Here is a 25322-nt window from a genome sequence, read left to right on the forward strand (position 1 = left end):
CTATCGACAAAAATAGGTGGCCATGACATTAATATCCTTTCGACTTAAGCACAGCTTGTAACTTTTTGCGTGTTTGTGGTCCGAACTTCCCATCCACATCATACGGAAGATATACCATTTGAAATCGTCTTACCGCATCCTCTGTAGCTGGTCCGTAACTACCATCAATTGCACCTGGTCGGAAGTAAATCGCATTGAGTGCACGTTGTAATTGTTTTACAGCCGTCCCTTTGCTACCACGTACTAAGTTTACTTGTGGCACAGGAAAACGATAATGTTCTTGAGGCTTCTTTGGTGTTTCTGGTTTTGGAGTATAAGCATTCTTAGCTTTACCTAAATTGATGATTTGTCCAACTTTTAATCTAGTAGGCTCAACACCAGGATTAGCTGCAATCAAGTCTTCAACAGTTACACAATCTAGGTTATTTGCAATTCCCCAGAAAGTATCGCCCTCTTGGATCTTATAGGAGTTCGGTAAAGTTGTTGGTTGTTTGTTATCCAAGAATTTGAACGCTTCTTTGTAATTATATACACAACAAGCTTTCCAGCTGTACCCAGGGAAATCGTTATGTGATTTATCTTCTTTTCCAATACCATCTTTAATTAAAGCTTCTTGTAATTCATCGATACTTGCCTTCGTAGCATCATCTAGTTGATCAGTGCGGTAATCGCCAGCTACGCAAATCCCTACAGCTCGTCCATTTGAATTACCCACATGATAAGTGGATAATGTAACATCATTTGCATAGACAATTTTTGCTCTTGGCCCTTTTGGAGTATTTACAATATTCTTAGGCTCAATAATTAAGTGATACCCTACTCCTGGCCATCCAAGCGAAACATGATAACGTGCAAAAGCTTCAGCTACAGAACCAGCTAAGTGTTTTTTAGTTAAACTGTGATGCCAAGCACGATCACAATCTTTCAAACTAGTACTACGTCTTTTATAACTTCCTTTGCTAGGTAGTTTTCCACGTTTATCCTCTAATTGTGGAAGCCTTTCGAATGAATATGACATTATTTACACCTCTTTTATTTTTTGATTATCTTTGTTTGGTCAAATAAACCTGCAGCTGACAATCCTATCATCAACCCAAACATGATTTTGTCTTGAATTGTGGAAGCAGCCACATAAAAAATACCTGCCACCAATCCTAAAACTAAGGATAGTGCAGGTAAGTATTTAACTGGGATAATTTCCAATCGTTTCACTAATTCGGTTAAAGCTATAACTACCGCTATTACCAGTGCTAATTCAAACATATTATTCATCTCCTGATTGTTCGATTTTATCTATCCGTTTATGAGCTTGCTTAGAACTCTCTTCTACTCTTGTGACACGTTCTCCCAGGTGATTCAATGCCTTTTCATTAGCTCTAGAATCAATTCGAATGTCATCAACACCTTTTCGGATATACCCCAACTCAGCTTTCAATTCTGCGCTTTCCTGTCCATCTGATTTTACTTGTTTTGTTTTGTTCAACTGATAAGCTTGGTAACTAATAATAAGGGACAGGAACCCGATTAGTACCGTAAATTCTATTGTCATTGGTTCACCTGCTTTCCTAGTATTAAAAAGAGCCCTATTTCTAGGACTCTAATAACCTATTAGCCACTGTTTCTTTAACAATTTCAGTTAAAGCTGGGATAGACTCATTACCTGTGTATTTTTCGGCAGTTAATGGTACATAGCCATTTATATTAATCTCGTGGTTTTCATCATTGCCATTGAAGAAAACTTGCACACTGTCCAATTCTTCTTCTGCTCCATACCTCATAGCAACCGAAGTAATATTAATCTGCATTATTCTTCACCTCCTTCGAACTGATCACAAAGATAATCATAGATACTGGCGTCTTGACCGCTAAATTCTACATCACAATTCAATAGCACTTCTTTAACGGTCTTAAGCATTCCATGGTTGTCTCCACCATCAATGACAAGTTCTTCTTCATACAATTCATTACAATCTTTTACAAATGCATCAACATCTTTAACGTCCCAATTCTTACCATCATTAATTGTTTTAGGCTCTCCATCTTCATCAAGATGACAATGTTCTTTTAGAAGTTCTTTTTCCTGTTCTGCAACCTCATTCAAACGATCAGATAATGTTTTAATAAATTTTGTACGGTGACGTGATTGTTTCCCTTTTAAAGACAAATTAAAAAGCAGGTCAATTGCCTGCCCTAGTTTACGATTTTCAATTTTCACTTGCATATTAAGCAACCTCCAATAAGTTTTCTAATTTTTTTACTCTTGTATTTAACAGTTGATTCTGCATCTTTAGCCAATTGACTTCATCCTCAAGATTCTTCATTCTTACGGTGTAATCCGCATTTAATTCTTGAATCCCTTTAATTGCCAATGTTGATAATGCATACACGTTAATCCCTTGTCCTGCAATATCAATCACGTCAAGTGGTGCCTCATCCAAAATTAAACCAAGACGTTTAGGCTCAATGTCCAAATCATTCTTGTAATGATAAGAATAAATGTTCGTCTTCATAATTTCATCCATTGCTGACTTGGTATATGGCTCAATGTTTTTCTTTAAGTCTCTGGATGACCCGTTGATAAAGTCTGATGCAACGATTGGGACATAAGCACTATCAGCTTCATTCCTTACTTGCATTTGTACTATAGAACCGTTTAACCCTTTAAATGACACTTTTCCTAACGTTAATTGGGAATGGTTATTAGTCCCTTTATCCCTAATTAACAACTTCATAGCAGTTATTCCATCTACTTGGTGAATCATCCCATAATCCGCCGATGTTGTAGCATTCCAATAAATTCTCGATGTTTCATTTCTACCTCTATCAAAGTACAAGATTCGGTTGCCTTCTAAGGTTAGGTGTCCGTTGATAATTTGGGAACCTTGAATTTTACCGCCTACATAAAGGTCTTTAGAAACATTTAACCCTTCTGTAACTTGTAATCTATTAGCATTTTCCATCCTAAGTCTGATTACATAGTCGCTTGTGCCATTGTCAGAAAAGTCGATGTACGGATTTCCTCCATTGTTAGAGCGTAACTCTAACCCAGCGGAACCACCTAAATTCCTTACCTCTAATTTTCCCCCTCCAGCAAACATGAACGGTCTTTGCCCATAGTAAGCTAATCCGCCATTGTCTGCGCTACCAAAGGAAGCAGAACGTGCTGTACTTCCGTCCATCCACTCAAATATAACAAAGTTTTGTTGTTGTCCAGTAAACCAAACTTTATCTCTAGTATCATAAATACTATAAGCTGTTAAGTAACCATCTTCTAATTTCGTTTGAGTGTCATGTAGATTTTCACTGGTTACGGTACTACCTGTTATAGTTACCCCTTTAATATTGCCTGCCGTAACGTTACCTAAGTTAGCACTAATGGCAGATAAGGTAGTAACATTTAACTCGTTGGTAGTAATGGAGTTAGCTTTTATTCTATCTCCTGTAATAGTTCTGAAAGCTATCTCGTTTGCTGTTATAGCGCCAGCTTTAATTTCATTTGCTGTAATTGTGCGTGAAGCTATTTGATTAGCAGTAATTGAATTTGTATAAATACTGCCACCTTTAATGTATGTTGTATCTCCATGCCTCCAACCATCTACAAGTTCACTTCTATCTATCTCTGATAAAGCTGGTGTCCATTGGGTTGCTTTATTTCCTTTTTCTAATTTTATACGCCATAGGAATATGTTAGCTGTATTTGTTTGACCGTTATTCGCATTTACAGCAGTAAACCTGAATCTATACCAATTTCGGTCACTCATAGTCTTAAATGTGTGAACTTTTTTTACAAATTTACCCTTCCAACCATTTTCCCATGAACTTAAACCGTAATAAACATTACCACTTGCCCATCTTTCATCGTGTCCACCATCTATACCAACTCTATGCCTAGCAACACCGCCACCTAGATATACCCAATAAGACAGTGTATATTCAGTATCTCGTTCTAAGTAAAAGAATTTTTTAGTGGATACGAATCTTTCTGGTAAATCCGTATCTGTATCTGGAAACATGAGTCTAAGAACTCTTTCCCCAGAAGGTACATAATCTTCGTTTGAACCTCGTCCGTATGTCGTAATGGCAACTGTCCCTCTTGTTTTATTACCCAATCCCCCTACGATTCCATCTTCCCAATCAGAAACATCAGCCTTACTAAAATCACTACCTAAAAATAAATTCTCTCCACCAATTTCAATTTTTGTAGGATCATACCCATCATCAAATGTTGAGGCTGCACCTACTCTAATTCTTGCTGAATTTAATATTCCAGTAGTAATTTTGCCAGCATCAAGACTGTCTATTTTTGCATTAGTAATCGCGGCATTGGCAATTTTAGCCGTAGTAATTGCGGCGTCAATGATCTTACCAGTAGAAATTGTGGCATTAGCAATTTTTGCACCCGTGATCGTTGCGTCTTTAATGCTTGCATAGGTGATAGTCCCATTTGCAATTTTACCATCCGTAATTGTTAAGTTTGCAATCTTAGCAGCGTCTACAGCCAAGTTGGCTATCTTAGCATTGGTTATTTGGGAATCTCCGATTTTAGCTGTTGTTATAGATGCATCTGCGATAATTCCACTTTCTGCAGTTATGGTACCTGTCACAAGTTCATTAGCTGTTATTGATTTTGCTTTAATTTCCCTAGCGGTAATTGTACCAGCGACAAGTTTGTCTCCCGTAATTGTCTCAGCTTGAATGACCCTATTATTGATTTGACCATCGCCAATTTTCGGGTTTGTTATCGCACCGTCTGTAATCCCCTCGTTATAAACTCCTTTTTCATCATATAGGACGGTTGTTCCGTCAGATCCTCTAACTCTAAAACCAAATACGGTGCCATTATTATTTACATCACCAATTGATACACGCTCTTTTGGAACAGTACTGTTATCAAAAACTTGTAATCTATTCCCAGAAATTTTCAATTTTCCATTCAAACCTTGAATAGTAATCTTATTTGTGTCGATCGTTCCTGAGGTTATCTTTGCGGCTGTTAAAGATACAATCTTCGCATCGGTTATAGATGCATCACCTATTTGGGCTTCTCCTATTGCTCCCTTTTCAATTAATGCAGTAGTAATTGCCCCAGTTGCAATTTTAGCTGTGGTAATAGCAGCATCTTTGATTTTTGCTGTTTCTATTGATGCTGTACCAATCTTAGCTGCAGTTATTTGGGCATCAGCAATCTTTGCAGTTGTTATAGCCGCATCAGCAATCTTTGCATTAGTAATCTGCGCATCACCTATTTTTGCTGAGGTTATTGTCGCGTCCTTTATCAGTGCCTCAGTAATTGCAGCTAATGCGATCTTAGCTGTAGTTATTGAAGCATCGTCAATATTAGCTGTCTTAATCTGCGCTGTCCCGATTTTAGCGCTAGTAATCTGAGCGTCCCCTATCTTGGCAGTTGTAATCGCCGCGTCCAATATTTTAGCTGAAGTGATAGCAGCATCTTGAATCTTTGCGGTCGTAATTGCCGCATCTGTAATCAATGCCGTTCCGACTTTTAAATTATCTATTCTTGCATTGACCGCAGTCAAATCCTCTATGTTGGCCTTTTCAGCCTTTAAATTTGTTATCTCTGCGTTTGTTGTCTCTAAGTCAGTAATCGTTGCTCTTGTTGCTTTTAAATCAGTGATTTCAGCATTAATTGCTGTTAAATCCTCAATGTTTGCCTTTTCTGCCTGCAAGTTTGTGATTAATGCATTTGTCGCAGTTAATTCGTCAATGCTTGCCTTACTTGCATAAAGGTTTTGAATGTCCGCATTAACAGCATTTAAGTTTTCAATCGTTGCAGTTGTAGCTTTTAAATTCTCTATTTCTGCATTTGTTGCCAGTAAATCCTCAATTGTTGCTTTACCTATTAATGCTTCACTTATTTCTGTGACACTTGCCTTAATAGGATTAACTTGATCATCCGTGTATGTGTTTGCATCATCACGGGCATTATCAGCTTTATCTTGCGCACCCTCTGGAGTTTCAGCACCAATCTCTTGTGGTTGAGTAGGTGACGCTTTATCCCAATTTGTCCCATTCCATGTATAAGGTACATTCGGATCCTGTGAAGTATCAATCCATATTACACCATATTTCCCTTCTGGTGGAACAGGAGATTTTATGACCTTAGTACCGTAAAGGCCTTGAAGTTCCCTCCATGTCTTCATAATGTCCTCTTGAGAGTACTCTATTACTTCTCCCAATTTGTACACTTTCTTTGACTCATCAAACACGGATCTATCAATGTAAATAATCCTACTGTCAAAATACATTGGAGGATTAAAATATTCATCTTTCACTCTTGCGGAGTCACCTAAAAACACTTGTTCATGCTCATGTCCTAATATATGCTCCAACGACACTGAATCTATTTCATACTCAACTACCGCTGAAATACGTTTCTTTAATTCAGCCTCACCTAATTCAGTTAGACGTGCCAATGTGATATTGGTGTCTTCTGTTTCTGGCTCATATGTCTGGATCAAGTGTTGTCCTTTACGATTCCAGTTTTGATAAGCCTCATCATTTGTCACTACGACCTCTAAACGGGATCCGTCTTCTCTTTCAGGACCAATGACATGTAATGCCGTTACAATCCTTCCAGAGTCAATTTTCCTGTCGACTCCCATTAGGTCTTTACCCATGACTAATTCTTTACCACGATTCATCCCTTTACGTTTTATAAAATCAACGTATCTACCAGTGACAAAACTACCATTAGTGGTAATTCTAAATCGTATTTCTAAATCAAATAATGTTGCTAATAACTTTAATGCTGAATATGCTGTCTGGTGAGTTTTAATTTCCCATTTACGGACTGGACTATAATCAGTGATTCCTAATTCCCAATCCTCAATACCAGCAAGAACAAATTCTCCTGCTGTTCTGATTGTTTGCCCCTCTAATATTTGTGGTCTAATTATTTTGAGTTTATCTAAATCCATAAAGGATCCAACTGAATAAACTTCCTTCATGTGTGAGGAAGATAATTCTCTTGTTTGATGGATGATAAACTCTCTATAATCGCCTTCCTCAGATGGAATGAGAATACGAGACCTTTCACTTATTAATTCCGCACCCTTCTCAGTAATGGATAAACGAAAGTCGTATGTCTCTTCGTTGCTAATAGAACTTTTATGACTATCATACAGTGGGCCATCAACCCACCCAACTAACTTATCCGTCTTCTGATCAAGAATGTGAATCATAAGTACGCGTCCCTCCATTCAGCTCTGACTTCCGAAACAACCTCTAATGGGTTTAATAATAAAACATTCATCCCTTTATATAATTTAAAGAAACGGGATCCAAAGTCCTTTTCCATAAATAACTCGCCATTCTTATAAATTGCACTTGCTTTGTGGTCAAACGTAAATGTGTCTCCTGCTTCACCAATTAAACCAATTTCACCTTCGTCAATCTTATTGAGTTTGTGTATCTTTAAATCTAATATTTTCATTGGTGCAGGCGGAATAGTCCCATGTGCCCCTAAATGAATGACTACATGTGCAACTTTACCAGTAAATTTATTCTCTGTGTCGGTAAATTCAACTCGTCTTCTAGCGGTATGTTTACCATCCACAATTTTAGTGACATATGCCTCCCACTTATTGCCAATACGTGATAACCTCAACAAGCCATTAAAATTAATCCATGTATGCCATTCGGTTCCTCTTTCGTTTATCAGAAACCTATTTGTTGTTCTGTCTCCGATCCGTAATTCTGCATAATTTCCATTAGTCCCACTATAATTATCCTTTAGTGACAACTTACAAACGGCTTTCTTTGCTTCATCCAACAAATACAATTCAACTCGTCCAACGGTCTTCATTTCCTCATTTGTCAATTCAATCCTAAACTCTGCTTCAAAGTCAGTTAATGATTGACCTATTGACTTTATCTTAGCTGGACCATGCCAACTGGATCCTGTCCCAAATGAACTGGCTGAAAACTCATAACCATTAGTTCTCATGTCACCTGCTACAGTACCACCGTCGATGTCACTATTTTGTGCATTTGCCCAACCAGTTAATGAGTTCATTTGATCCCATAATACTGTCTCTTTTGGATTAATTGGTGTCACATCAACACTTGGTGTTTGACCAATTCTCATATAATCATGCTCACCAATGATGTCCAAAAATGAAGTTGATTGTTTCAATGTAATGTCAAATATTGGTGCCGTTTCCGCTGTGCCCAAATTCTGTAATATAATTGGACCTGTTGGATTCTGAATAATGCCTGTTTTAAGATTACTAGAATACTTTAATGGATCAGGACAAACAAATGAAATGACACCTTTACCTTTATTTAAAATCTCATCAAGGTTTAAATCTCCTGTGACTTCTGCAAAATAAACTCTGTCGGGTTCATCAGGGAATATTAATGGTTTTGGCTCATCCGTAATTAACCATGATGCAACGTCTTCTTTTGCTCTCTGCAAATTCATGTGATCAACACCACTGACCTCCACAGGAACATGGATCAATCTTACTCTCATTGTTTTATTGGAGGAATAACCACCTGGACGTCCTGGTACCTCAATAATTTCTTGCTCAATTGTGGCCCATGTTGGTCTCTCAATTCCTCTCAATGCTCTAACATAACTCTTGGTGACTCCATTAAATGAGAAATTCATTGGTTATCCCTCCTTTACTTAAATGATTCTTTTCTTGACTTCCTAAAATCCAATGCATTACCCATTTCATCAACTGTCGCTGTCACAAATTCGTATTTGTCAATTGCGATTTTAACTGGCCTTCTTGCTAATTTATCAATAGCCCCTACCAATTTATCTAGACCGACACCAGCGCCTCTTGTGGACGCTCCTGCGCTGTTTCCTGAGCCTGTTATCGAACTAATAGGGGTAACATTGCTAATTGGTGCTGATACACCTTTCAACCCGTTAACAAAATCACTAACGTTCGGGGCCATCCACTCGGCCGCTTGGCTCATTTTTCGAATTGTAGACGTTTTTTCCTTATCAATCCCAATCTGAAACCCTTTCATGAGGTTTCTGCCTACCATATCCCTCATCCAACGTGAAGGAGATTTGATAGCGAAAGGATTAGTGATTGCGCCTTTGATTTTATCGACTACTTTTCCTACCGCCTTACCTACAGATGATACCATTGAGCTTATGCCGTCAATCAGACCTTGAATGATGTCTTTCCCGATTTGTACGAGGTCAACTTTTCTAAAGAAATCTTCTATGTTTTGCCATATCTTTTGGGCCGTGCCTTTGATTGTATCCCAAGCGCCTTCCCAATCACCTTGCAATAATTTGAGTACCGTTTGGATAATTCCGAGTACCAAATCAATCCCGTTTTGGACGATTAATTTGATATTTTCCCACGCTAATTTAATTATTCCGGTGATAATCGGCCACGTAACTTGGAAAATCCCTTTAATAACGCCCATCACTGTTTCTATGAAAGATTTCACAAAATTGAACGTTGATTCGACAATAATCATGATAGCCTGACCATTTTCATCCCAAAAATCACGGAATTTTTGAAGTATTTTAGATGCAAATTCAACCGCATCAGCTATCAATTTAGTGATTATATCTTTAATGTAGGCAAAAGCTACACCTGTTACGTCTTTCAACCATGACCAAGCAACATCAACGGCATTTCTAAACCAATCGACTTTATTGTAAGCTATCACCAATACCGCTATTAGCCCCGCTATTATCGCAATCACCAATCCAATAGGATTAGCCATAAATGCAGCGTTCATCATCAATACGGCCGTCCTTACCCCTGTTATGAGGTTTTTTAATGTGTTGATGATTGAAAATGTAGTCATGAAAGTAATTATCGCCGCAACCGCTGCACCTATCATCTGTAGCCACGGTTCAATTGCATCTTTGATTTTGGAAAGCCACGCCACCGCAACGGGAATATTTGTAGTAATAAACGTGAAAAATGTTTGTATACCTGTTTTCGCCTTATCAATTAGACCAGTGATACTTCCAACGCCTCCAAGTGCCCCGTCGATGCCAGCTATTACATCGGTAACACCTTTAACAATTGCGGTTTTCATGTTTTGCCACGACGTAGCAATACCAGTGCTACTTGTCCTCGCTAAATCAGCGAACCCGCCTTGTGCGTTACTCAATTCAATTAATTTGCCGTTGAACTGGTCAAATGTAACGTCGCCCTCTTTTAACGCATCATATAGGTCATTTTGCGCACTTGCTCCTGTGAATCCAAACGCCTCAGCTACTTTATTAAGCGCAACTGGCATAGTCTCTTGGAGTGAGCGCCATGATTGGAGGTCTACTTCACCCTTTGCAAGCATCTGGACATATTGTTCTAATCCTCTTGATGCATCTGCAGAACTCGAACCACTTGCAAGAAATGCATTGTTTAGTGCTAGTGTCGTTTCTGTTGCTCCGTCTAAATCACCTGTCATAGTAGCGATTCTTTGTGTTGTGCTTGCTACACTGTCAAGTGTTGTCGGTAGTCCGTCGATACCATCGGATAACCTTTTAATCGACTTTGAAGAATCCTCGGCACTAAAACCCATCATTTCCAAGACTACAGGGAAATTGTTCAAAGTATCATAACGTGAGATAGCTCCGTCCAGTGCGCTTGTTACCATTCCAATAGCTTTCGCACCAACCGCAACTAATCCTAACGCCGTTACAATTTTACCGATACCAAGCGCCGCTTTTTCTCCTGAGTATTGAACTTTACCCATACGGCCATTAATATCATCAATACCCTTTCCAACGCCTTTAGAATTGAGTTCAACGTCTATTACAACTTTTCCATCTGCCATTTACCTCACCGCCTTTCTTGATTCAATTAACGATCATTAACGGTTTTGTCTGTTTCTGTTTTTGTTACGAGTGTATTTTTGCGCTTTCTTTTGGACTGTATCAAAAGCACCAATCGAAATTAGTTCTTCATGTAATCCATTTGATAGTTGGACGAAATAGCTTGTTAAGTACATAACAGAAGGGGTCATATCGTAAATTTGTTCAAACGCCCCGTTACCTAACATCAAATCAAATCCTTTTTTCAACACTTCTTTGATTTGCTCAATTGCTGCATCGTCATCCTCTTTCATTTGCATGGATTCTAATTCTTGTTTAATCTGAGCGCCCTTTACTCGAAAGTCTTTTACAGATTCATCCGTAACGATAAATTTAAACTTCAACTTACCGATTTCCACCGGTATTTCTGGTTTTTGTTCTTGAATAATAATAGCCATTTATTTTTCGCCTCCCGCTAACATATTGAACAACGAATCAAGTTCTTGTTCTTTGGTCTTGTGGTCTTTTTTGAGTGCGTAAGCCTGTTTGAGTTTGCGCAATCTCTTGCGCTCCTCCTCGGCTCCTTTTCCTCTAGGAAGTTCTGCCGCACGTATGCCCACAATTTCCTTAAATCGAGTGTTATCCCGTAACCCCGCTAACAAAGCCTTGAATTTCTCCCAACGCAACACGCCTTGTTGGTCTATTAGGTCTATACCATATTCCTGTAAGAATGAGGCATAGATGTATTCAGCATCTTGTTTAAAGTCATAAAGTTGCTTACCACTGCCTCCCGATTGTTTTTCCTCGTCCTCTTGCTTGATGAACGTTTTAACAATCGTTTTTACGGCATTGAATTTTATATCAAAATCAAATTCCCTTTCGGTTTCAACGAACATATCAAAGGCAATTGATATTTTTTCATGATCTAAAAAAGCATCGTCGTCCATTAGGTCAAAGAACCGTAAGACAACATCAAAAAAGAGATTGAGGCGGTAGGTCTCCCCACCAATCTCAATCTCATCCTCTAGGTAATCAGTTAACGTGAACATTACGGCGCTGTAGTAACTTCCGGCTTGCCGTTGAATGTTGCTGTAAATTCAAAATCTTGCTTTGCGTTAGCATCTCCACCCGCACCTTTGATTCCACTAATTGTTACTGAACCAGTAATTGTGCGCCCATCAGGTTGTTCCCATTTTAATCTTGTTTTACGTGCCTCACCAACTTCAAAAGCTAGTCCGGCAATGTAATCTTGTGCCTCATCACCATATAAGCGATGACCAGTAAATACCAAAGAGGCCCTAACTCCAGTAACATCTTCACTACCGAACCCTTCGCCATCATAATAAGTTGTATCGTCTGTTTCATCCTCAAAAGAGGGATCTACATTCGAGATACCCGCTGCAACTGGTGCCCATGTTGGCGATTCCGATCCACCTGAAGTGTCGATTGAATATTTATTTTTAAAGTTTAATTCGAATGACATTTAAATCTCTCCTTTTCGCATTACATTTTAACCCCTTGAGAAATGGTTATTTTTGCACTTACAGAAAGTACATATATCCAGTATCCTTGTTCGTCTTGCGTTAATAAAGACGGTAAAGAAGGGGTGATTATGCTTTGGAAGTCATAACTTCCGTTGTCACTTGGCAATTCCTCTAAGTTCTCCAACGCTTGGTAAACATTTGTCAAAGCGTTAAAACAATTCATTTGATTTTTGCTCTTTGCGTTGACTTGAACTTGATAGTCTTTGTCCCTTGAACCGTCATAATATACCGTTTCAGCACCACCAGGCATCGCCATAATGGATAATGATTCGCTAGGACTAAGAAGACCAACAGTGCACCGTGCATAAAGACCCAGGCTATTAATTTTGTCTTTTAATCTATCCATAAAATCTAAATCCATATTATTTCATCGCCTTTTTCGTTATTTGTTCCCACTGTTTACCATGGATTGCTAGTGCTTTACTATCCCACTTTGGCCCTGTTCCTGGTGTTGTGAAATTGGCACCGTAATTGTAATATTGTCTCCTTGCATATGGCACGTTCCAAATGATTGACTTCCCATCAATTGCTACTGTAGATTGATTTCTCAAGTCACTCGATAGCATAGGGGCATAAAGATTACTATCCGCATGAACTTGATTGACAAGTGCATATTGGCCAAGCTTTGTCATTTGTTGAGTACGTTTAACAACGCCTTTTAAATCTTTATTAATCCTCACTCTTATAGCCATCAGATTACCTCAAGTTCGTAGTGTCTGACCTCGTCCTTATTCGGGTAATAACAAGGAACAACTTTTTGTATAATGTAATCATTGCCTTTGAAGCTTACCTTTGATTGTTCTTTGAAATCTGAAGGTAAAGGATTGCTGTATTTGGCGTCTACAAAGATAACTGCATCAGCTACTACCTTGGTTTGAGTTTTATCTCTAGAAAATACCGTAGTATCATCAAAACGAACGTGTTTAATAGTGATCGGCGCTCCATATAAAGGATTTTGGTAATCATCTATTTCACCAGTAAAACCTTCATAGGTAATCTCATGAATAAGCCACTTTTTAGGCAATGGTCTAATTCGCATCAGACCACCCCTAATCCTCGGTACAGTAGTCCTGTATCTCGCAAATACATAAGCGCATCTTTCGAAATTAGGCTGTTTTGCGGTTGTTGAGATGTAGAACCCCTTGAACTATTTGAAACACTTGTGCGCCCAATTTGTACGGTTAGCGGTTCATTCAATCCATGATTATTTGTTGCTCCCATTTCATGAAAATACTCAATTTGAGCAGCAATAGCCTTTTTAAATTGGTGCTGCCTAAAAGGCACATCCTCAGTTAGATTGTTAAACTTATAAAAATGGCGAGTGACACTATCGACAGCATCACTCGCTCGTTCTAGCAATTTATTAAACTCTAGTTGATCAACTTCAGCAAATCCAAATTCGTTGTATTCGTCATAAGTTAAATAAGGCATTTATTCACCTTCTTTTTTGCTAGCCTTCTTTGACTTCTTGTTGTCTTCAACTTCATATCCTTTATTTTTAAACCAAGCAATTAGCCATTTATCATTTGTTTCAGCTTCACCATTAACAAAAGCTACACCTGCACTAATGCCAGTGTAGCCCTTGTTAGGAGCTGTAATTTTTGCCAATTTGAATGCCCCCTTACTTAACTTTGATATTACGTAGTACTCCAGCCTTGCGAGTAGCTTTTAATGCAACAGCTGCTACCATTTCAACATCACCAGTCTTAACTGCTCCAGGAGTGTTGAAGTTTGGTAGATAGTTACGAATCACTCCATTACCAGTTGGAGAAACACCATGGAATCCATCTAAACCAAGAGACACTGCAAATAAATCAGTAAGACCTGTTTGTTCTGTTCCGACAGTACGAGTTTCAATCTTAACGATTGGTTCAGTTGCAGAACCATTATAGAAGTATCCTAGGTCAAGAATAGGAATACCATCATAAGCATCAATCTTACGACCAAACGCATCTTCAATTTGAGTGTAATAACCAGAACGGCGAGCGACGGATTTAATTTTGTTAATCAGTTTGTTATTACCTAAAAGCATTGTCGGTTTACCATCTAATTCAGATAAAAAGTCGTCTATTAGGTCTAGAAATGCATATTTATTGTCATTCAATCCAGAATCTGTAGATACATCAAGAACGGAATCCGTATTGACTTCAGTACTTGATCCAGTTAATGCTTTGTCCAATCCATCAAATGATTTAGCATCAACTGCAGAATCACCATTAATAACGGTATGATGGAATAGGTTTGCAGCACCTTTAATCTTTTGCTCCATTTGGAACTGCATTTCATTAATTTGGCCGCTAGTGTCTTGAATTACACGGTCAATTTGGTAAGAACCACCAAAGATTTTTAAATCAACCGTTAAATTCTCACGGTCCGCTTCATTTGGTGTGTATTCTTTATTGATTTCACGGAATCCAGCAGTAGAAGGAGTTTTTAAACGAGTGTAACCGTAAGTTAATGTACTTCCTCCTGTACCTGGTGACACTGCATTATCAAACGTTAATTGATCTAATAAAAATGATGAACGTCGAAATTCATCCACTACAAATTGGTCTATTTTGTCGGCCATACCGACTTTTGCTTGTTCTAAAGTGATTGGCATAAATAATCATCTCCTAAAATATTATTGTTGTTGTGAAAAGTGTTGAGATAATGCTTCAGCTAGGTTTGTAGGTTCTCCTATTCCCCCACCAGTTTGATGTTTTCCAGTAGTGAAAGATGGTTTGCTAGGATCTTGCTGTTCTTCTTCAAACAAATAAGGATCACTTTCTTTAATTGTATTCAGTTGTTCCTCCAAACCTAATAACTTATCACCATCTAACTTGATAGATTCTAAGTTTAGTAGGGCTTTTACAGCTTTCGGATTACGGACTTTGGCAGAAATTAAGGCATCTTTTAGAGAGAAATCAAACTTTTGTTGTGCAAGCTTGGATTGCCATTCTTTTTCTGCATCTTCGTTTGCCTTTTGCAAGTCCAGAATCTTTTGTTGTAACCCTTCAGCATCTACTTTCTTTAATTCTTCTAGTTGATCATCACGTGATTTTAATTGTTTTTTGAGTTCCTTGTTGTCATTATTTACTGTGTCAAACTTCTCTTTTGGGAACCAATTTCCATCAGATACAACAGCAATCTTGTGTTCACCAGCTTTCTCGGTAACCAGATTGTAAAGTTCTTCTCCTAACAACTCTTTTAAATCCATATATAATAACTCCTTTGTTAATGTTTTTAGGCGTGTCACACCTCACGCAGAAAGGTTCCGTTTCTTTAGGGTCTAACCCTTAAAAAGACCAAAATAAAAAGCCTATACGGCTTACTTACAAATGATTTCCACCTGTAACCAATACCCTTTCTTTGTCATAACGACGTGGAAGGTTATGTTCGGATATAAACTCTCTTATATTTGCTTGACGATTTCTGACGAGTTTCTTATATTTCTGGATAGTTTCTTCATTACCAATTTCCTCAGCAAGCATTAAAGAACGTTTCGCCTTGCGGATCTGCCTTTCAAGATACCTTTGTTGTTGAACAAGTTTTCCTCGTTCGTATGCTTGGTCAGGGTCATATTGCACCTGATTGTTTTCATTCAATCCCTCTACAAACGGATAAAGAATATGCCTGCAATTAATACCCCTAATCCCCGCTGGGGTCCCATAGCCGAATTCATAGATTGATGGATAATTAGAATTGTTTTCGCTTGGTGGTTTCATCGACGCCACTCTACCTTGAATTTTAGAACAGGATTCTCGTGCATCTGGATAGCTGTTTACAAGGACTAAATCCACTCCATATTCATCCATCCTAGACATTCGCAATTCGTTATAAGTACGGTTCACAGTGTTTCTAACTACAGTGTCAGCATATCTTTCTAAACTCCAAACATGACCACCATGGTCAACGAACGCTGTTTCAATCCCTTTATTTGACCATTTTATAACCGTTTCAGCTACAGCCTTATTAATTGTCGTCGTACCCGCTAAAACCCGCCCAGTCGTTTGTTCAACGATTTTACGGTACATTCGAGTGACGGTACCCTCACCATAATTCGTTGTGATTAATGTTTGGTTAACATAGTTATCAAACTCCACAAATGTCTGCTGGACATAGGTTGCTAGAATAGCATCGATTTGACTAGGTGGTGGAAGTGTCGTATAGACCTTTTCTAACTCCTTGTCCACTCCCGCTATGGTGCCATACCCGACATCAGCAATGGCCTTTTTAATTTGCATTTCTGATAGTCCAGTAGCTTTAGATAGTGATTTAATTGTCTCCTGGTTAAACATCCACAATTGCTGCATCTTATCAATTTGCCATTCTAGTACGTGGTCTTTACCAAGTGAAGGTCCCGTTTTTAGGCGATTAGCAATCATCAGGAATATTTCATCCTCTAAGGCTCGGTAAATGTCTGTGATTGGCTCTGTGAATATGTCTAATTGATGTGGTGTAATTTTAGGTTCCTTTGGATCCATTCAAATCACTCCCTCGTCCCAAACATAGCCCCCTGAGATTCTAAATCAGCCAAATCAGGCGACTGCATTCTTTCTTCCTCAATGATTTCTCTTAGCAAAACCAGCGCATCATCCTCAGTCATGCCATGAATCTTCATGATTGCCCTCTTCTTACTCTGAATACCGCCATTAATCAATTGAATTTGCTTGTTAATTTCAGCGCCTTTATCCTCGGCAATAGAGTCATCAAAAGACACTGTAACCTCAAATTCGGCTTTACCCTTAAAAAGTTTATATAACCTAGCAACATCCACGATGGAGGTGATGAGTTCTTGTAACCCTGCTTCAATAATGATTTCATGAGACTGTTTAGACTTAAATGTCTTAGATTGCTCTGAAATGACCTCAGTAGCTGTTTTCATGCTCTGTCCATCAAAGGTAAATGTGCCAGGACTAAATCCTGTCTGCATAGCAAATAGATTTAAAAAAGCATTAATGGCAGCAATATGTTCCTCGACACGTAGTTCAACAGAAATATCTTGAATCGTTGTGTCGTCCTGTTCACCGCCAAAGGCTTCGTATGTTTCGTCTGTGGAATCGAAATATCGGACCATTTGACCTGTCTCTGGATCAACAACCGTTTTAACCATGTGGGCTGGAACCATAATTCTTTTCTTACCTAATCTAAATTCCCTATGGAAGCTGTCAAATGCAGTGTCTATGGCTTTCATAGTATCAAGTGCATTTGCATAGATTGAAATACCTAATGGTGACTTAGTATCAATGTTATTGGCGACGTTTGGCTTGAAGTAACTAAACAAAGGAGTCCTTAACCCTTTTATTCTTACTTCCTCTTCAAGACCTGGGAAAAAATCTTTTAAATTTACTTTTACCCCAAGATCGTCACCGCTATTAGATTCGTAAACTTCATTTTTGACAACATACACGTCTTTTTCCCACAAATGCCATTCAAGGTGAGTGTACTTTTTACCCTTTCGCTTAAATTCATATGGGAATACAGCTTCAGATATTGAGTCATTGCGCCATGAAACTGGTATGAATGAATCAGCTGTCACATATGAGAGTTTGATTTGGCCATCTTCAACATAAGGTTTAATGACCATACCACCATGTGCAAATGAGTACTCAAGATAATCTTGGAATTTCTTGTAGAACTTATTCTTTTTGAATACATCATCAATAAAATCTTTTGTTGATTTATCACTTATACTAATCTCACATTTTTCATTGAACACAAGAGATGCCATTTCAGAGGCTGCCGTTTTCGCCATGTTTAAAGTGTCCATTTTGCGTGTTTTTGGTCCATCAATGGTTTTATATTGGACTTTGTGCCACGGCTCATGGTAGCCACGATAAAGTGCTTTCCAAACGTCTATTTCGCGGTACATTTCCTCGTTAAGTTCAATGTCTTTATGGTCACTGAGTTTGTTTATTGATTTAATAAGGCCCAATTTTGCCAAACCACCTTTCAACATGGACATCAACTTCTCAAACACTTAATCACCACCTTAAAGCACATATCGTTTATAAAAATAGTTAACGCTATATCTAAACTCGTCCATAGCATGGTTCCATTCATCTATCGGATTCCCATTGTCATCTCGGACGTACATTCCAATTTCCTTCACAAAGTTGTAATGATCATATTCATTCGTTTCAACAAGGAAAAACTGTTCATTTGTAATAGCGTTTTGGGCACGTTCAATACCTACTTCAATGCCCCCTCCTTTTTTCTTTGCATCACTGGCATTATTATCTGCTCTCGATGTACCAACACCTATTAAGTGCAATTCTTCTCGCAATGATTTACAGGCTGGATCCACAAAGAATTCGGTGTATCGCATTTGATATTTATTAATGCACCAATTCATAAATTCTTTGATTTCTTTAGCGTAAACACTCATAGCCTTTACTTGTCCTGTTTCGGCACCTGAATGATAGTAGTTTGCTACACGGTTTAATCTGAATTTAGTAACACCTTTTTCGTCAGTGTACCTTGTAACGATGTTACAACTGCAAGAAGTAGCATCTGATTGCCCACCATCGGCAACAAAGTACATTTCATAAGGTTTACCTAACAACGCTGGAATCTTATTTACAGACGGATTGAACATTGAATATATAACACCCTCAGGCATTACTCTTTTTCCGTACCAATCACGATCCAGCAAGTAAGGGTTCTTTTTTAGAGTTTCATGTATTTCTTTTTTTCGTTCCTCGCTAATGATTGGGTTATCTTGTATGGTCCAATGAGTCCAACGCGTATTTTGTACATCAAACACTTCGCTAATAACAGGATGATTCGGCGCTGGTGGATTTAAGTCTGCTATATGAAATCTATCTTGAGCAGCAAAGGTACGTCTAAAACACTCCTGGATAAATGACATATGAAGTAGATTAATCTCTCCAAATGCTACAGACCCTAAAGACATACCAGTAATGGCACCAACACTATTTGCTTTGGCACCACCTTTGTAATAAATCTTTTTAATTCCTTTTGGTGTATGAATCTCCAAATGGTCCCCATGTTCATCATGCTTTATCTTTGCAAGGTTTCCAAATATGTGCATTAACCCTGTTCCATCGCCATCAATAAATAGCCTGAATGCCTGTTCTTGGTTATAAGCTGTAACTAAATGGTTTGTATCTCTAGAAATCGTATATAGATAGGCTAATCGAAAGTGAACCCCTGTTGTTTTACCACTCCTTGGTGTTCCTTCATGAACCTCTAAACCAACATTAAAAGGAGCTCTAACGATTTTCTTTTGTTTGGGAGATAAAACGATTTTCTTAGTCATCTTTCGTCACCGTATCAATCAAGACATCTAATAAGCTAGTGTCTTTCTTTTCACTTTGGAGAAGTTTCGTGCGTTCTTTAGTAAATTGCATTTCGGCTTTGAGCTTTTCATCCTGCAGTCTTTTTCTATCGAATTCAGAAAGTAGATCAGTGTACTTGGCTAGAAACTCTAAAGCTTTCATCTTGTCAGCTAGTTTTACTGAAACGCCATCTTTACCCTTTTTAACTTCAGTGACGATGGTTCCATCCACCTCATCATGGTTCTTGAGATTAACGTAACTGTAGGTATATGTTACTTCATCACCATTTTCATCGATCAACGGTTCAAGTTTATGATCAAGTTCTGGCCTTTTTTCTTGTCCGAATTCAACAAAATCTGTAATGTCTGCAAATGCTATGTCGATGTACTTCTGAAGGACAAATTTAGCATCTAAATCAATACCATTTAACCGTTCTTCTTTAATTCGGTTAATTTCGGCTTTTATACTAGCATTTACTAGCAACCTACTACCGTTAACATTTGCCGTCTGATAATTGCATTCGTATGCCTTTTGATATGCTTTTGTCGCATTCCAATACTTTGTGTAATACATACAAAAAAGCCTTTGTTTATCAGTGAGTTCATCACTTTCAACAACAGGCTTAGTTTGTTTTTTTGGTTTGGTTGCAACTTTCATTTTTGGGGTTGCAACCTTTTTGTTTTTGGTTGTACCCTTTTCGGTTGGATTCCTTGACCATCCTTCACGGCTTTTTCTGCTCTTTAAGGTACCTAATTTAATATCATGTTTTTCGGCAAGTGCCTTTAAGGTGATATTGGTAGATTCATATTCTCTTTTTATTTCTTCCCAATTCATCTACATCAGCACCTACCTCCTAATAATTTTGGACATAATAAAAAGCACTCCCCCTGGAATGCTTTAATTGTTAGTTGTTGTTTTCAAATAATTCTTTATGAATTCATCTGCGTTTTTCCAACTATTAATTAAATTTTGATGTTTGGTATATAACCAAGATGTATTTGTATCTTTATTTGTGATCACTTCTTTAAGTTCATGTTTATATTCCAAATACGCATTAAAGAATGGGCTTATTTCATAAGTCTCCAAAGCCTTTTCGTTTTTAAATCGATTCAACTCAACAAAGCTTTGATTAGCCATGTTCAAATAACCTAAAGATATAATATAATTGTTCTCCCCGTCGTGTTGTTCTAATGCGTCGTACGCTTCATAAGCATCCGAATAAACCATATGCATTACTTCTTGAAAATAAGTTAAATCATATAAAAAGTTTTCTGTTTCTTTATCCACAATGAATCATCTCCTCTATATCTACTTATTTCGACAAAAGGAGGTTTTTTCCTGCAAATTATTTTCCACCGAAAGATGGAATAGTGAGTCTGACTTCACCGCGCCGACCTCCCTCCCATTTTACACGACAGATTTTTCCTTTTGCAAAATAGATGTAATCTGTCTACTTTGGCTTATTTGTCGAACAATTTCGTTTTTCCGTTTCTGGACATAGTCTTTGGAAACATTAAGGTGCAAAGCTATTTGCCTGTAGGTCATTTCGTCAAGTAAGCAATCATATATAATTTTAAGTCTTTCGTCTTTTAATACATCCACTGCTGATTCTAGAGCATATACATATCTCTCATAAGTTTCTAACCGTTCGATTTGTCGCTTTTCACGCAGATCCATTGCCTCTAATTCAGCTTGGCTTTTTCCTCTACTTCCTTTCGGCAATGTGGCTTCAATACCGTATTGTGCAACTCCCCACGACTTCATAGGGAAGCTAGTACCATAAATAATACGTTGCAATCTTGATATTTCTTTTTTCATCCAATTGTAGTCTTTAATAAGTTGACCAAAATCCAACACTACCACCAGGACCACTCCCTATGTTAAAATGATTTTAGGCGGTCAGGAGTAATCCTGGCTTTTTTTAATGTGCTGATTTATAAGCTTCATAGGCTTGTTCAATTGTTTTTAACCTTTCAACTTCCTTTTCTAACTCTTCAATTCGTTGAGCTGCACTTAAACCATTTGTTTCTTTCGTATCTATAATTTGATCAACAAGAGGCTTAAGGTGTAACAACAATCTCGTTGCATACTCCTGTTTATTTGCATCTGCTTCGTTAGCGCAATAGCCATCTACCGTGGACATTAAGAACTTTATCGTAATATCCATTAAATGAGCCTTTTGTGATTCATTTAAATCTTGATAATTCATGTTTTTCCTCCTTCTTAAAACTACTTGTGCTTATTTTAATTAAATAAAATACCCTGCGTAATTCATTAAAATTTAAACATTTGAAGTATCACTGGCGCTCCTTTTGGTGGCACGTCTATTGTTTTCAACTTAATTACTCCACTCTGTACTTCATAGCTTTCCTTAGGTTGTAATACCCCGTTAATAAAAAGATTCATGTAAGATACTTTTGAAGAATCTAGAATTATTTGTTTACCTAATTCAATTATTCCGTTTTCTTCCTTGTAGATTCTTGAATGGCCGTCTGAAACTGTGTAATACTCATATACTCCCACTTTTTTTGGTACACAAACGCGAACTACTACTGGTTGTATAGTCGGAATCGAAAGAAATGGCTTTGTGTTATTTATAGAAGTGTAATTTTTACATACCATTGATTATCCTCCCCTAAAATTCCCATATATGCCCATCAACATTATATAAATTCGTTCTTATAATGTGCTTGGTCTTTTATTTTCTAAACTTAAGTTTAGTCAATAAATTATTTAAGGCATAGCATATTAGAAACTTAGAAAGGAGGTTTTATCATGCCACTTAAAATAATGAAACTAGCTATTACTGCAGATTCAACTGTTGACACTTTTCCAACTGTTGAAAGGTTTTTTAATGAAGCTTCTACCCAAGTAACAGGAGCTGGTACCTTAACCATTCCTGTTGAAGAATTTTGGACTGACACTGGAGCAGATGCTACTACACTTCCAGATTTAGCAGCTGATAATAGTTACATTAACGTTTATGTTAATGGTGTACTACAGATGGATGACTTATTAGCCTATACTCCTGGTGGTACAGGCGTAGGACAATTGGTTATTACAGTTCCTGCCGGTTCAACTATTGAAGAAAATTCTCCAGTTGTATTAGTTATTACAAACTTCACGCCTACAAGCGATACTACTATTAACACGTAATTCGTCTAAGACCTCTGAAATTTCTTATTCAGAGGTTTTTCCATAACTCATTTACTCTTTGGTCGAACTACGACATAAACGTTAGAATTATTAAAAGGTTATTGGTAGTATTCGTTGAATTATTAATATAAAAAGAAATCGAAAGGTGGAATATTATGAATTCAACTGTTTCTCCAATTGCAAGTAAAGTAAATAATGTATTTATTCATGTAAGTGATTTAAAAAAATCTGCAGAATGGTATAGTGATTTACTTGGGTTACCAATTAATATGGACAAAGTTAATTCTCCAGTTTACAATGTCCCTGTAACCTCAGAAACCGGACTTTCTTTAGATGATCACAGCTTTGACCCTGGCTTTATATTGCATCCCTCAGAACACGTTTTATTTAATTTCTACGTTAAAGATATTGATGAAGCATACCAATTCATTAAAAATAAAGAGATAAAAATTGTTAGAGAAATAGAGCGCATAGGTGATTTTGCTTATTTTAATTTTAAAGACCTAGATGGCAACGTTTTAATGATTTGTAATGACTAAATGTTCTAGCAAGGGTAAAAATATTTTTTACCTTTGCTTTTTTATTTCGCATTTTCTTTCATTTACTCATCATCCAGAGAAATCATCCTTAATCGTCTCGTACTATCTCCACAACGTTTATCGTAAACGGGGTATGTCATATATCTTAAGAATGACACTGATTTTCCTGTCTCTGCACTAATTTCATGAATCGTTCCTTCTGAAATAAACTGATCACCTTGATACAAAGCGTATATCCGTTTATGCCATGGAATTTTCATGACGTACTCCTCTCTCATCCTTTTTCTTTAAGCACTCACTACAAACTCTTTTCTTCTCAACCATGACTGAGTACTTTGCTGGAATTAACATATGGCATTTACTGCAGCTCACAAATTTCATGTGATCGCCTCCTATGAAACCTTCTTTTTAAATCCTTTGTTCTAATTCTCTTCTAGCTCTTTGCCACAACCCACGCAATAATTTGCGGGTAAATCGCCTATCCTTTTGCAGTTATTTTTAGCAGTTTCATAGGCTTCTTTGCATAGTTGATTAATCATTTTCTTTTAACCCTTCCACGTACACTTCAATCATTGGTGTTTCGCCATATTGCTTGAAAGACCTAACTACAGCTACTTGATTATCATCAGTCCAAATTAGTCCGTTTAAAGCATCGAAGCAACCTTTCAATAAATTATCGATGTCTGGCTTTTTACAATGGTAATCTCCAATAGCTTCACGCTTCTTTTTCTTACTCCAACTCTGAGGTATGGGCATTGTAAAGCAAACTGTTACTGCCAGTGGACCTGTTAAGAGCTCCATTCGTTTTACCTGACTTAACACATGCATCCGAATAAGTTTTTTATAAGTGAGATACCGTTGGGCGTTAGGTTTTATGTACTTCCCTCGCCCTGTCATCCTAACAGCCCCTATCGGTACCACTGGAATTATTATTTTCAAACTTCCCTCAACACCAATACTGTTTCTTCCACGAACTGCAGCTGACCTTTTGGTGGTTCATTCTCACGTTCTTTTTGTTTTTTAGCGCAAACGGGACCCATTCCACGTTCAATACTCTTTTCATTTTTCAATTGACGATTGCATACTGGACAGATCATTCCGCTAACCTCCTAACCTTGTATTTTTTCATGTTTACTTTTCTATAAAAATCTATTAAACTAGCCAATGAGGAAATATTAGTAGATCTGGATTAGTGGGACTCCCCACCAGCGCTGATTTTCCTCTTTTTTGTTCGGATAGCGACACAAATTAATTTCTCGATTGATAACTTTCGTTGTGAGTTTCTATCCTTTTATCAAATTCTTTTTCTGCATAAAAACGCCAATGTCTATTGGTTTCATACGCTACACATTCATTCAAATCTTTATTATTCATTTGCTTTACTTTCTTCTTGATTAAGCGTTTTTTCACATTTTCACTCCTTCGCTTTTTACTTCAAAACCAAGCGTTTTCCGCTTTGGCAACATCCACTTCACGAAACGATGCAAGAACCAATTCATAGTGCAGTTCATCAATATCACATTTGCTGATAGGTACTCCATCCTTCGTTTCAGTGACACCCAATCGGTTTAACTCGTCCAAATAATAATCTCGCATTGCTTGTTTACTAACCATCAAGCACTCACCTTCCTCACCATTTTCACAATGTATAAAACATGATCTTCAGTGCCTAAAAAATCATTTTTATATGCTTGGTAGTCTGCTTTTCTGTACTTGAATAGCTTTGTAGTTTTCTTGATTGAAGCGATAGGAGCAACGCAAGAATAACCCCGCTTTTCAAGTTCCTGAACTCTTTTGACTAGTGACAGCTTGTCCCAATCTTTAACAACAGTGATTTGCTCGGTCATTGGTTCATTTCCCTTCCGAATTGACATTTAACCCTAATATGAATGTCTTCAAGTTCTGATAAGGTTAATTCATACAATTGTCTGTTATCTGGTTCTGGCATTTTAAAGTAACCGTATTTCATTAATTCATCCTTTAAAAATTCTTTTCTTTTCTCCACTGCTTGTGATAGCTTTGTCGCTTGATTCTCCACCCG

Annotated in this window: 36 protein-coding genes; 2 read left to right on the forward strand and 34 right to left on the reverse strand. The window is 37.6% G+C overall.

The features are described 5' to 3' along the window. Window positions 1-28 precede the first annotated feature (28 nt). From ACWPVE_RS07235 to ACWPVE_RS07360, 26 genes are all read right to left on the reverse strand, one after another. Window positions 29-1018, reverse strand: coding sequence for a peptidoglycan-binding protein (locus tag ACWPVE_RS07235; RefSeq protein WP_453992089.1), 990 nt, complete (start codon window positions 1016-1018; stop codon window positions 29-31). Window positions 1019-1032: 14 nt separating this feature from the next. Beyond that, window positions 1033-1263 carry a holin gene (locus tag ACWPVE_RS07240; protein ID WP_453992091.1) on the reverse strand — a complete coding sequence of 77 codons (231 nt, stop codon included), beginning with the start codon at window positions 1261-1263 and terminating at the stop codon, window positions 1033-1035. A gap of 1 nt (window position 1264) precedes the next feature. Then, window positions 1265-1549, reverse strand: a complete 285-nt coding sequence (locus tag ACWPVE_RS07245) for a hypothetical protein (protein ID WP_453992093.1) — start codon at window positions 1547-1549, stop codon at window positions 1265-1267. A gap of 40 nt (window positions 1550-1589) precedes the next feature. Then, a complete protein-coding gene (locus ACWPVE_RS07250; protein ID WP_453992094.1) occupies window positions 1590-1805 on the reverse strand; it encodes a hypothetical protein in 216 nt (71 codons plus the stop codon). After that, window positions 1805-2221, reverse strand: a complete 417-nt coding sequence (locus ACWPVE_RS07255; protein WP_453992096.1) for a DUF1617 family protein — start codon at window positions 2219-2221, stop codon at window positions 1805-1807. Before ACWPVE_RS07255 ends, ACWPVE_RS07250 begins: the two co-directional genes overlap by 1 nt. Before the next feature lies 1 nt (window position 2222). Next, window positions 2223-7202, reverse strand: a complete 4980-nt coding sequence (locus tag ACWPVE_RS07260; RefSeq protein WP_453992098.1) for a phage tail spike protein — start codon at window positions 7200-7202, stop codon at window positions 2223-2225. Continuing rightward, window positions 7199-8632 carry a distal tail protein Dit gene (locus ACWPVE_RS07265; protein WP_453992100.1) on the reverse strand — a complete coding sequence of 478 codons (1434 nt, stop codon included), beginning with the start codon at window positions 8630-8632 and terminating at the stop codon, window positions 7199-7201. Before ACWPVE_RS07265 ends, ACWPVE_RS07260 begins: the two co-directional genes overlap by 4 nt. A gap of 14 nt (window positions 8633-8646) precedes the next feature. Beyond that, window positions 8647-10782, reverse strand: coding sequence for a phage tail protein (locus ACWPVE_RS07270; RefSeq protein WP_453992102.1), 2136 nt, complete (start codon window positions 10780-10782; stop codon window positions 8647-8649). Between the two features lie 36 nt (window positions 10783-10818). Then, window positions 10819-11217 carry a hypothetical protein gene (locus ACWPVE_RS07275; protein WP_453992104.1) on the reverse strand — a complete coding sequence of 133 codons (399 nt, stop codon included), beginning with the start codon at window positions 11215-11217 and terminating at the stop codon, window positions 10819-10821. Further along, window positions 11218-11808, reverse strand: a complete 591-nt coding sequence (locus tag ACWPVE_RS07280) for a bacteriophage Gp15 family protein (protein ID WP_453992106.1) — start codon at window positions 11806-11808, stop codon at window positions 11218-11220. Beyond that, window positions 11808-12242: a phage tail tube protein gene (locus tag ACWPVE_RS07285; protein ID WP_453992108.1), complete on the reverse strand. Its 435-nt coding sequence runs from the start codon at window positions 12240-12242 to the stop codon at window positions 11808-11810. The genes ACWPVE_RS07280 and ACWPVE_RS07285 overlap by 1 nt, the downstream gene beginning before the upstream one ends. A gap of 20 nt (window positions 12243-12262) precedes the next feature. Then, the gene (locus tag ACWPVE_RS07290; protein WP_453992110.1) at window positions 12263-12664 is read right to left on the reverse strand and encodes a phage tail terminator protein; all 402 of its coding nucleotides are present in this window, start codon (window positions 12662-12664) and stop codon (window positions 12263-12265) included. Between the two features lies 1 nt (window position 12665). Next, window positions 12666-12995, reverse strand: coding sequence for a minor capsid protein (locus ACWPVE_RS07295; RefSeq protein WP_453992112.1), 330 nt, complete (start codon window positions 12993-12995; stop codon window positions 12666-12668). Then, window positions 12995-13342 carry a putative minor capsid protein gene (locus tag ACWPVE_RS07300; protein ID WP_453992114.1) on the reverse strand — a complete coding sequence of 116 codons (348 nt, stop codon included), beginning with the start codon at window positions 13340-13342 and terminating at the stop codon, window positions 12995-12997. Before ACWPVE_RS07300 ends, ACWPVE_RS07295 begins: the two co-directional genes overlap by 1 nt. After that, window positions 13342-13734: a hypothetical protein gene (locus ACWPVE_RS07305; RefSeq protein ID WP_453992116.1), complete on the reverse strand. Its 393-nt coding sequence runs from the start codon at window positions 13732-13734 to the stop codon at window positions 13342-13344. Before ACWPVE_RS07305 ends, ACWPVE_RS07300 begins: the two co-directional genes overlap by 1 nt. Next, window positions 13735-13911, reverse strand: a complete 177-nt coding sequence (locus ACWPVE_RS07310; protein ID WP_453992118.1) for a hypothetical protein — start codon at window positions 13909-13911, stop codon at window positions 13735-13737. 13 nt (window positions 13912-13924) lie between these two features. After that, window positions 13925-14905 carry a major capsid protein gene (locus tag ACWPVE_RS07315; protein WP_453992120.1) on the reverse strand — a complete coding sequence of 327 codons (981 nt, stop codon included), beginning with the start codon at window positions 14903-14905 and terminating at the stop codon, window positions 13925-13927. 21 nt (window positions 14906-14926) lie between these two features. Beyond that, complete coding sequence (locus ACWPVE_RS07320) at window positions 14927-15502, reverse strand: phage scaffolding protein (protein ID WP_453992122.1); 576 nt, start codon at window positions 15500-15502, stop codon at window positions 14927-14929. Between the two features lie 115 nt (window positions 15503-15617). Then, entirely contained in the window at window positions 15618-16769 is a 1152-nt protein-coding gene (locus ACWPVE_RS07325) for a phage minor capsid protein (protein ID WP_453992124.1), read from the reverse strand. A 5-nt stretch (window positions 16770-16774) separates the two neighbouring features. After that, complete coding sequence (locus ACWPVE_RS07330; RefSeq protein WP_453992125.1) at window positions 16775-18265, reverse strand: phage portal protein; 1491 nt, start codon at window positions 18263-18265, stop codon at window positions 16775-16777. 12 nt (window positions 18266-18277) lie between these two features. Then, window positions 18278-19567, reverse strand: a complete 1290-nt coding sequence (locus ACWPVE_RS07335) for a PBSX family phage terminase large subunit (protein ID WP_453992126.1) — start codon at window positions 19565-19567, stop codon at window positions 18278-18280. Then, on the reverse strand, window positions 19560-20420 hold the full coding sequence (locus ACWPVE_RS07340) for a terminase small subunit (RefSeq protein WP_453992128.1): 861 nt from the start codon (window positions 20418-20420) through the stop codon (window positions 19560-19562). The genes ACWPVE_RS07335 and ACWPVE_RS07340 overlap by 8 nt, the downstream gene beginning before the upstream one ends. A 63-nt stretch (window positions 20421-20483) precedes the next feature. Further along, window positions 20484-20873, reverse strand: coding sequence for a hypothetical protein (locus ACWPVE_RS07345; protein ID WP_453992129.1), 390 nt, complete (start codon window positions 20871-20873; stop codon window positions 20484-20486). A 120-nt stretch (window positions 20874-20993) separates the two neighbouring features. After that, the gene (locus ACWPVE_RS07350) at window positions 20994-21449 is read right to left on the reverse strand and encodes a sigma-70 family RNA polymerase sigma factor (RefSeq protein ID WP_453992131.1); all 456 of its coding nucleotides are present in this window, start codon (window positions 21447-21449) and stop codon (window positions 20994-20996) included. 58 nt (window positions 21450-21507) lie between these two features. Next, entirely contained in the window at window positions 21508-21795 is a 288-nt protein-coding gene (locus ACWPVE_RS07355) for a hypothetical protein (RefSeq protein ID WP_453992133.1), read from the reverse strand. Between the two features lie 65 nt (window positions 21796-21860). Beyond that, entirely contained in the window at window positions 21861-22208 is a 348-nt protein-coding gene (locus ACWPVE_RS07360; RefSeq protein WP_453992135.1) for a DUF4183 domain-containing protein, read from the reverse strand. Between the two features lie 153 nt (window positions 22209-22361). On the opposite strand from ACWPVE_RS07360, the gene ACWPVE_RS07365 reads away from it, so the two are divergent. Next, on the forward strand, window positions 22362-22742 hold the full coding sequence (locus tag ACWPVE_RS07365) for a DUF4183 domain-containing protein (protein ID WP_453992137.1): 381 nt from the start codon (window positions 22362-22364) through the stop codon (window positions 22740-22742). Window positions 22743-22897: 155 nt separating this feature from the next. Further along, entirely contained in the window at window positions 22898-23281 is a 384-nt protein-coding gene (locus ACWPVE_RS07370) for a VOC family protein (RefSeq protein WP_453992139.1), read from the forward strand. Between the two features lie 62 nt (window positions 23282-23343). Here the strand turns inward: ACWPVE_RS07370 and ACWPVE_RS07375 are convergent, their stop codons facing one another. From ACWPVE_RS07375 to ACWPVE_RS07410, 8 genes are all read right to left on the reverse strand, one after another. Further along, complete coding sequence (locus tag ACWPVE_RS07375; RefSeq protein WP_453992141.1) at window positions 23344-23541, reverse strand: hypothetical protein; 198 nt, start codon at window positions 23539-23541, stop codon at window positions 23344-23346. After that, on the reverse strand, window positions 23522-23662 hold the full coding sequence (locus ACWPVE_RS07380) for a hypothetical protein (protein ID WP_453992143.1): 141 nt from the start codon (window positions 23660-23662) through the stop codon (window positions 23522-23524). The genes ACWPVE_RS07375 and ACWPVE_RS07380 overlap by 20 nt, the downstream gene beginning before the upstream one ends. A gap of 150 nt (window positions 23663-23812) precedes the next feature. Next, on the reverse strand, window positions 23813-24178 hold the full coding sequence (locus tag ACWPVE_RS07385) for a RusA family crossover junction endodeoxyribonuclease (protein WP_453992145.1): 366 nt from the start codon (window positions 24176-24178) through the stop codon (window positions 23813-23815). Window positions 24179-24216: 38 nt separating this feature from the next. After that, on the reverse strand, window positions 24217-24378 hold the full coding sequence (locus ACWPVE_RS07390; protein WP_453992147.1) for a DUF6011 domain-containing protein: 162 nt from the start codon (window positions 24376-24378) through the stop codon (window positions 24217-24219). A gap of 151 nt (window positions 24379-24529) precedes the next feature. Beyond that, window positions 24530-24691, reverse strand: a complete 162-nt coding sequence (locus tag ACWPVE_RS07395) for a hypothetical protein (protein ID WP_453992150.1) — start codon at window positions 24689-24691, stop codon at window positions 24530-24532. A gap of 24 nt (window positions 24692-24715) precedes the next feature. Beyond that, window positions 24716-24895 carry a hypothetical protein gene (locus ACWPVE_RS07400; protein ID WP_453992151.1) on the reverse strand — a complete coding sequence of 60 codons (180 nt, stop codon included), beginning with the start codon at window positions 24893-24895 and terminating at the stop codon, window positions 24716-24718. Next, window positions 24895-25128: a hypothetical protein gene (locus ACWPVE_RS07405; protein WP_453992153.1), complete on the reverse strand. Its 234-nt coding sequence runs from the start codon at window positions 25126-25128 to the stop codon at window positions 24895-24897. The genes ACWPVE_RS07400 and ACWPVE_RS07405 overlap by 1 nt, the downstream gene beginning before the upstream one ends. Then, window positions 25125-25319 carry a Fur-regulated basic protein FbpA gene (locus ACWPVE_RS07410; RefSeq protein WP_453992155.1) on the reverse strand — a complete coding sequence of 65 codons (195 nt, stop codon included), beginning with the start codon at window positions 25317-25319 and terminating at the stop codon, window positions 25125-25127. The genes ACWPVE_RS07405 and ACWPVE_RS07410 overlap by 4 nt, the downstream gene beginning before the upstream one ends. Window positions 25320-25322 lie beyond the last annotated feature (3 nt).

The organism is Bacillus nitroreducens, from assembly GCF_964021195.1.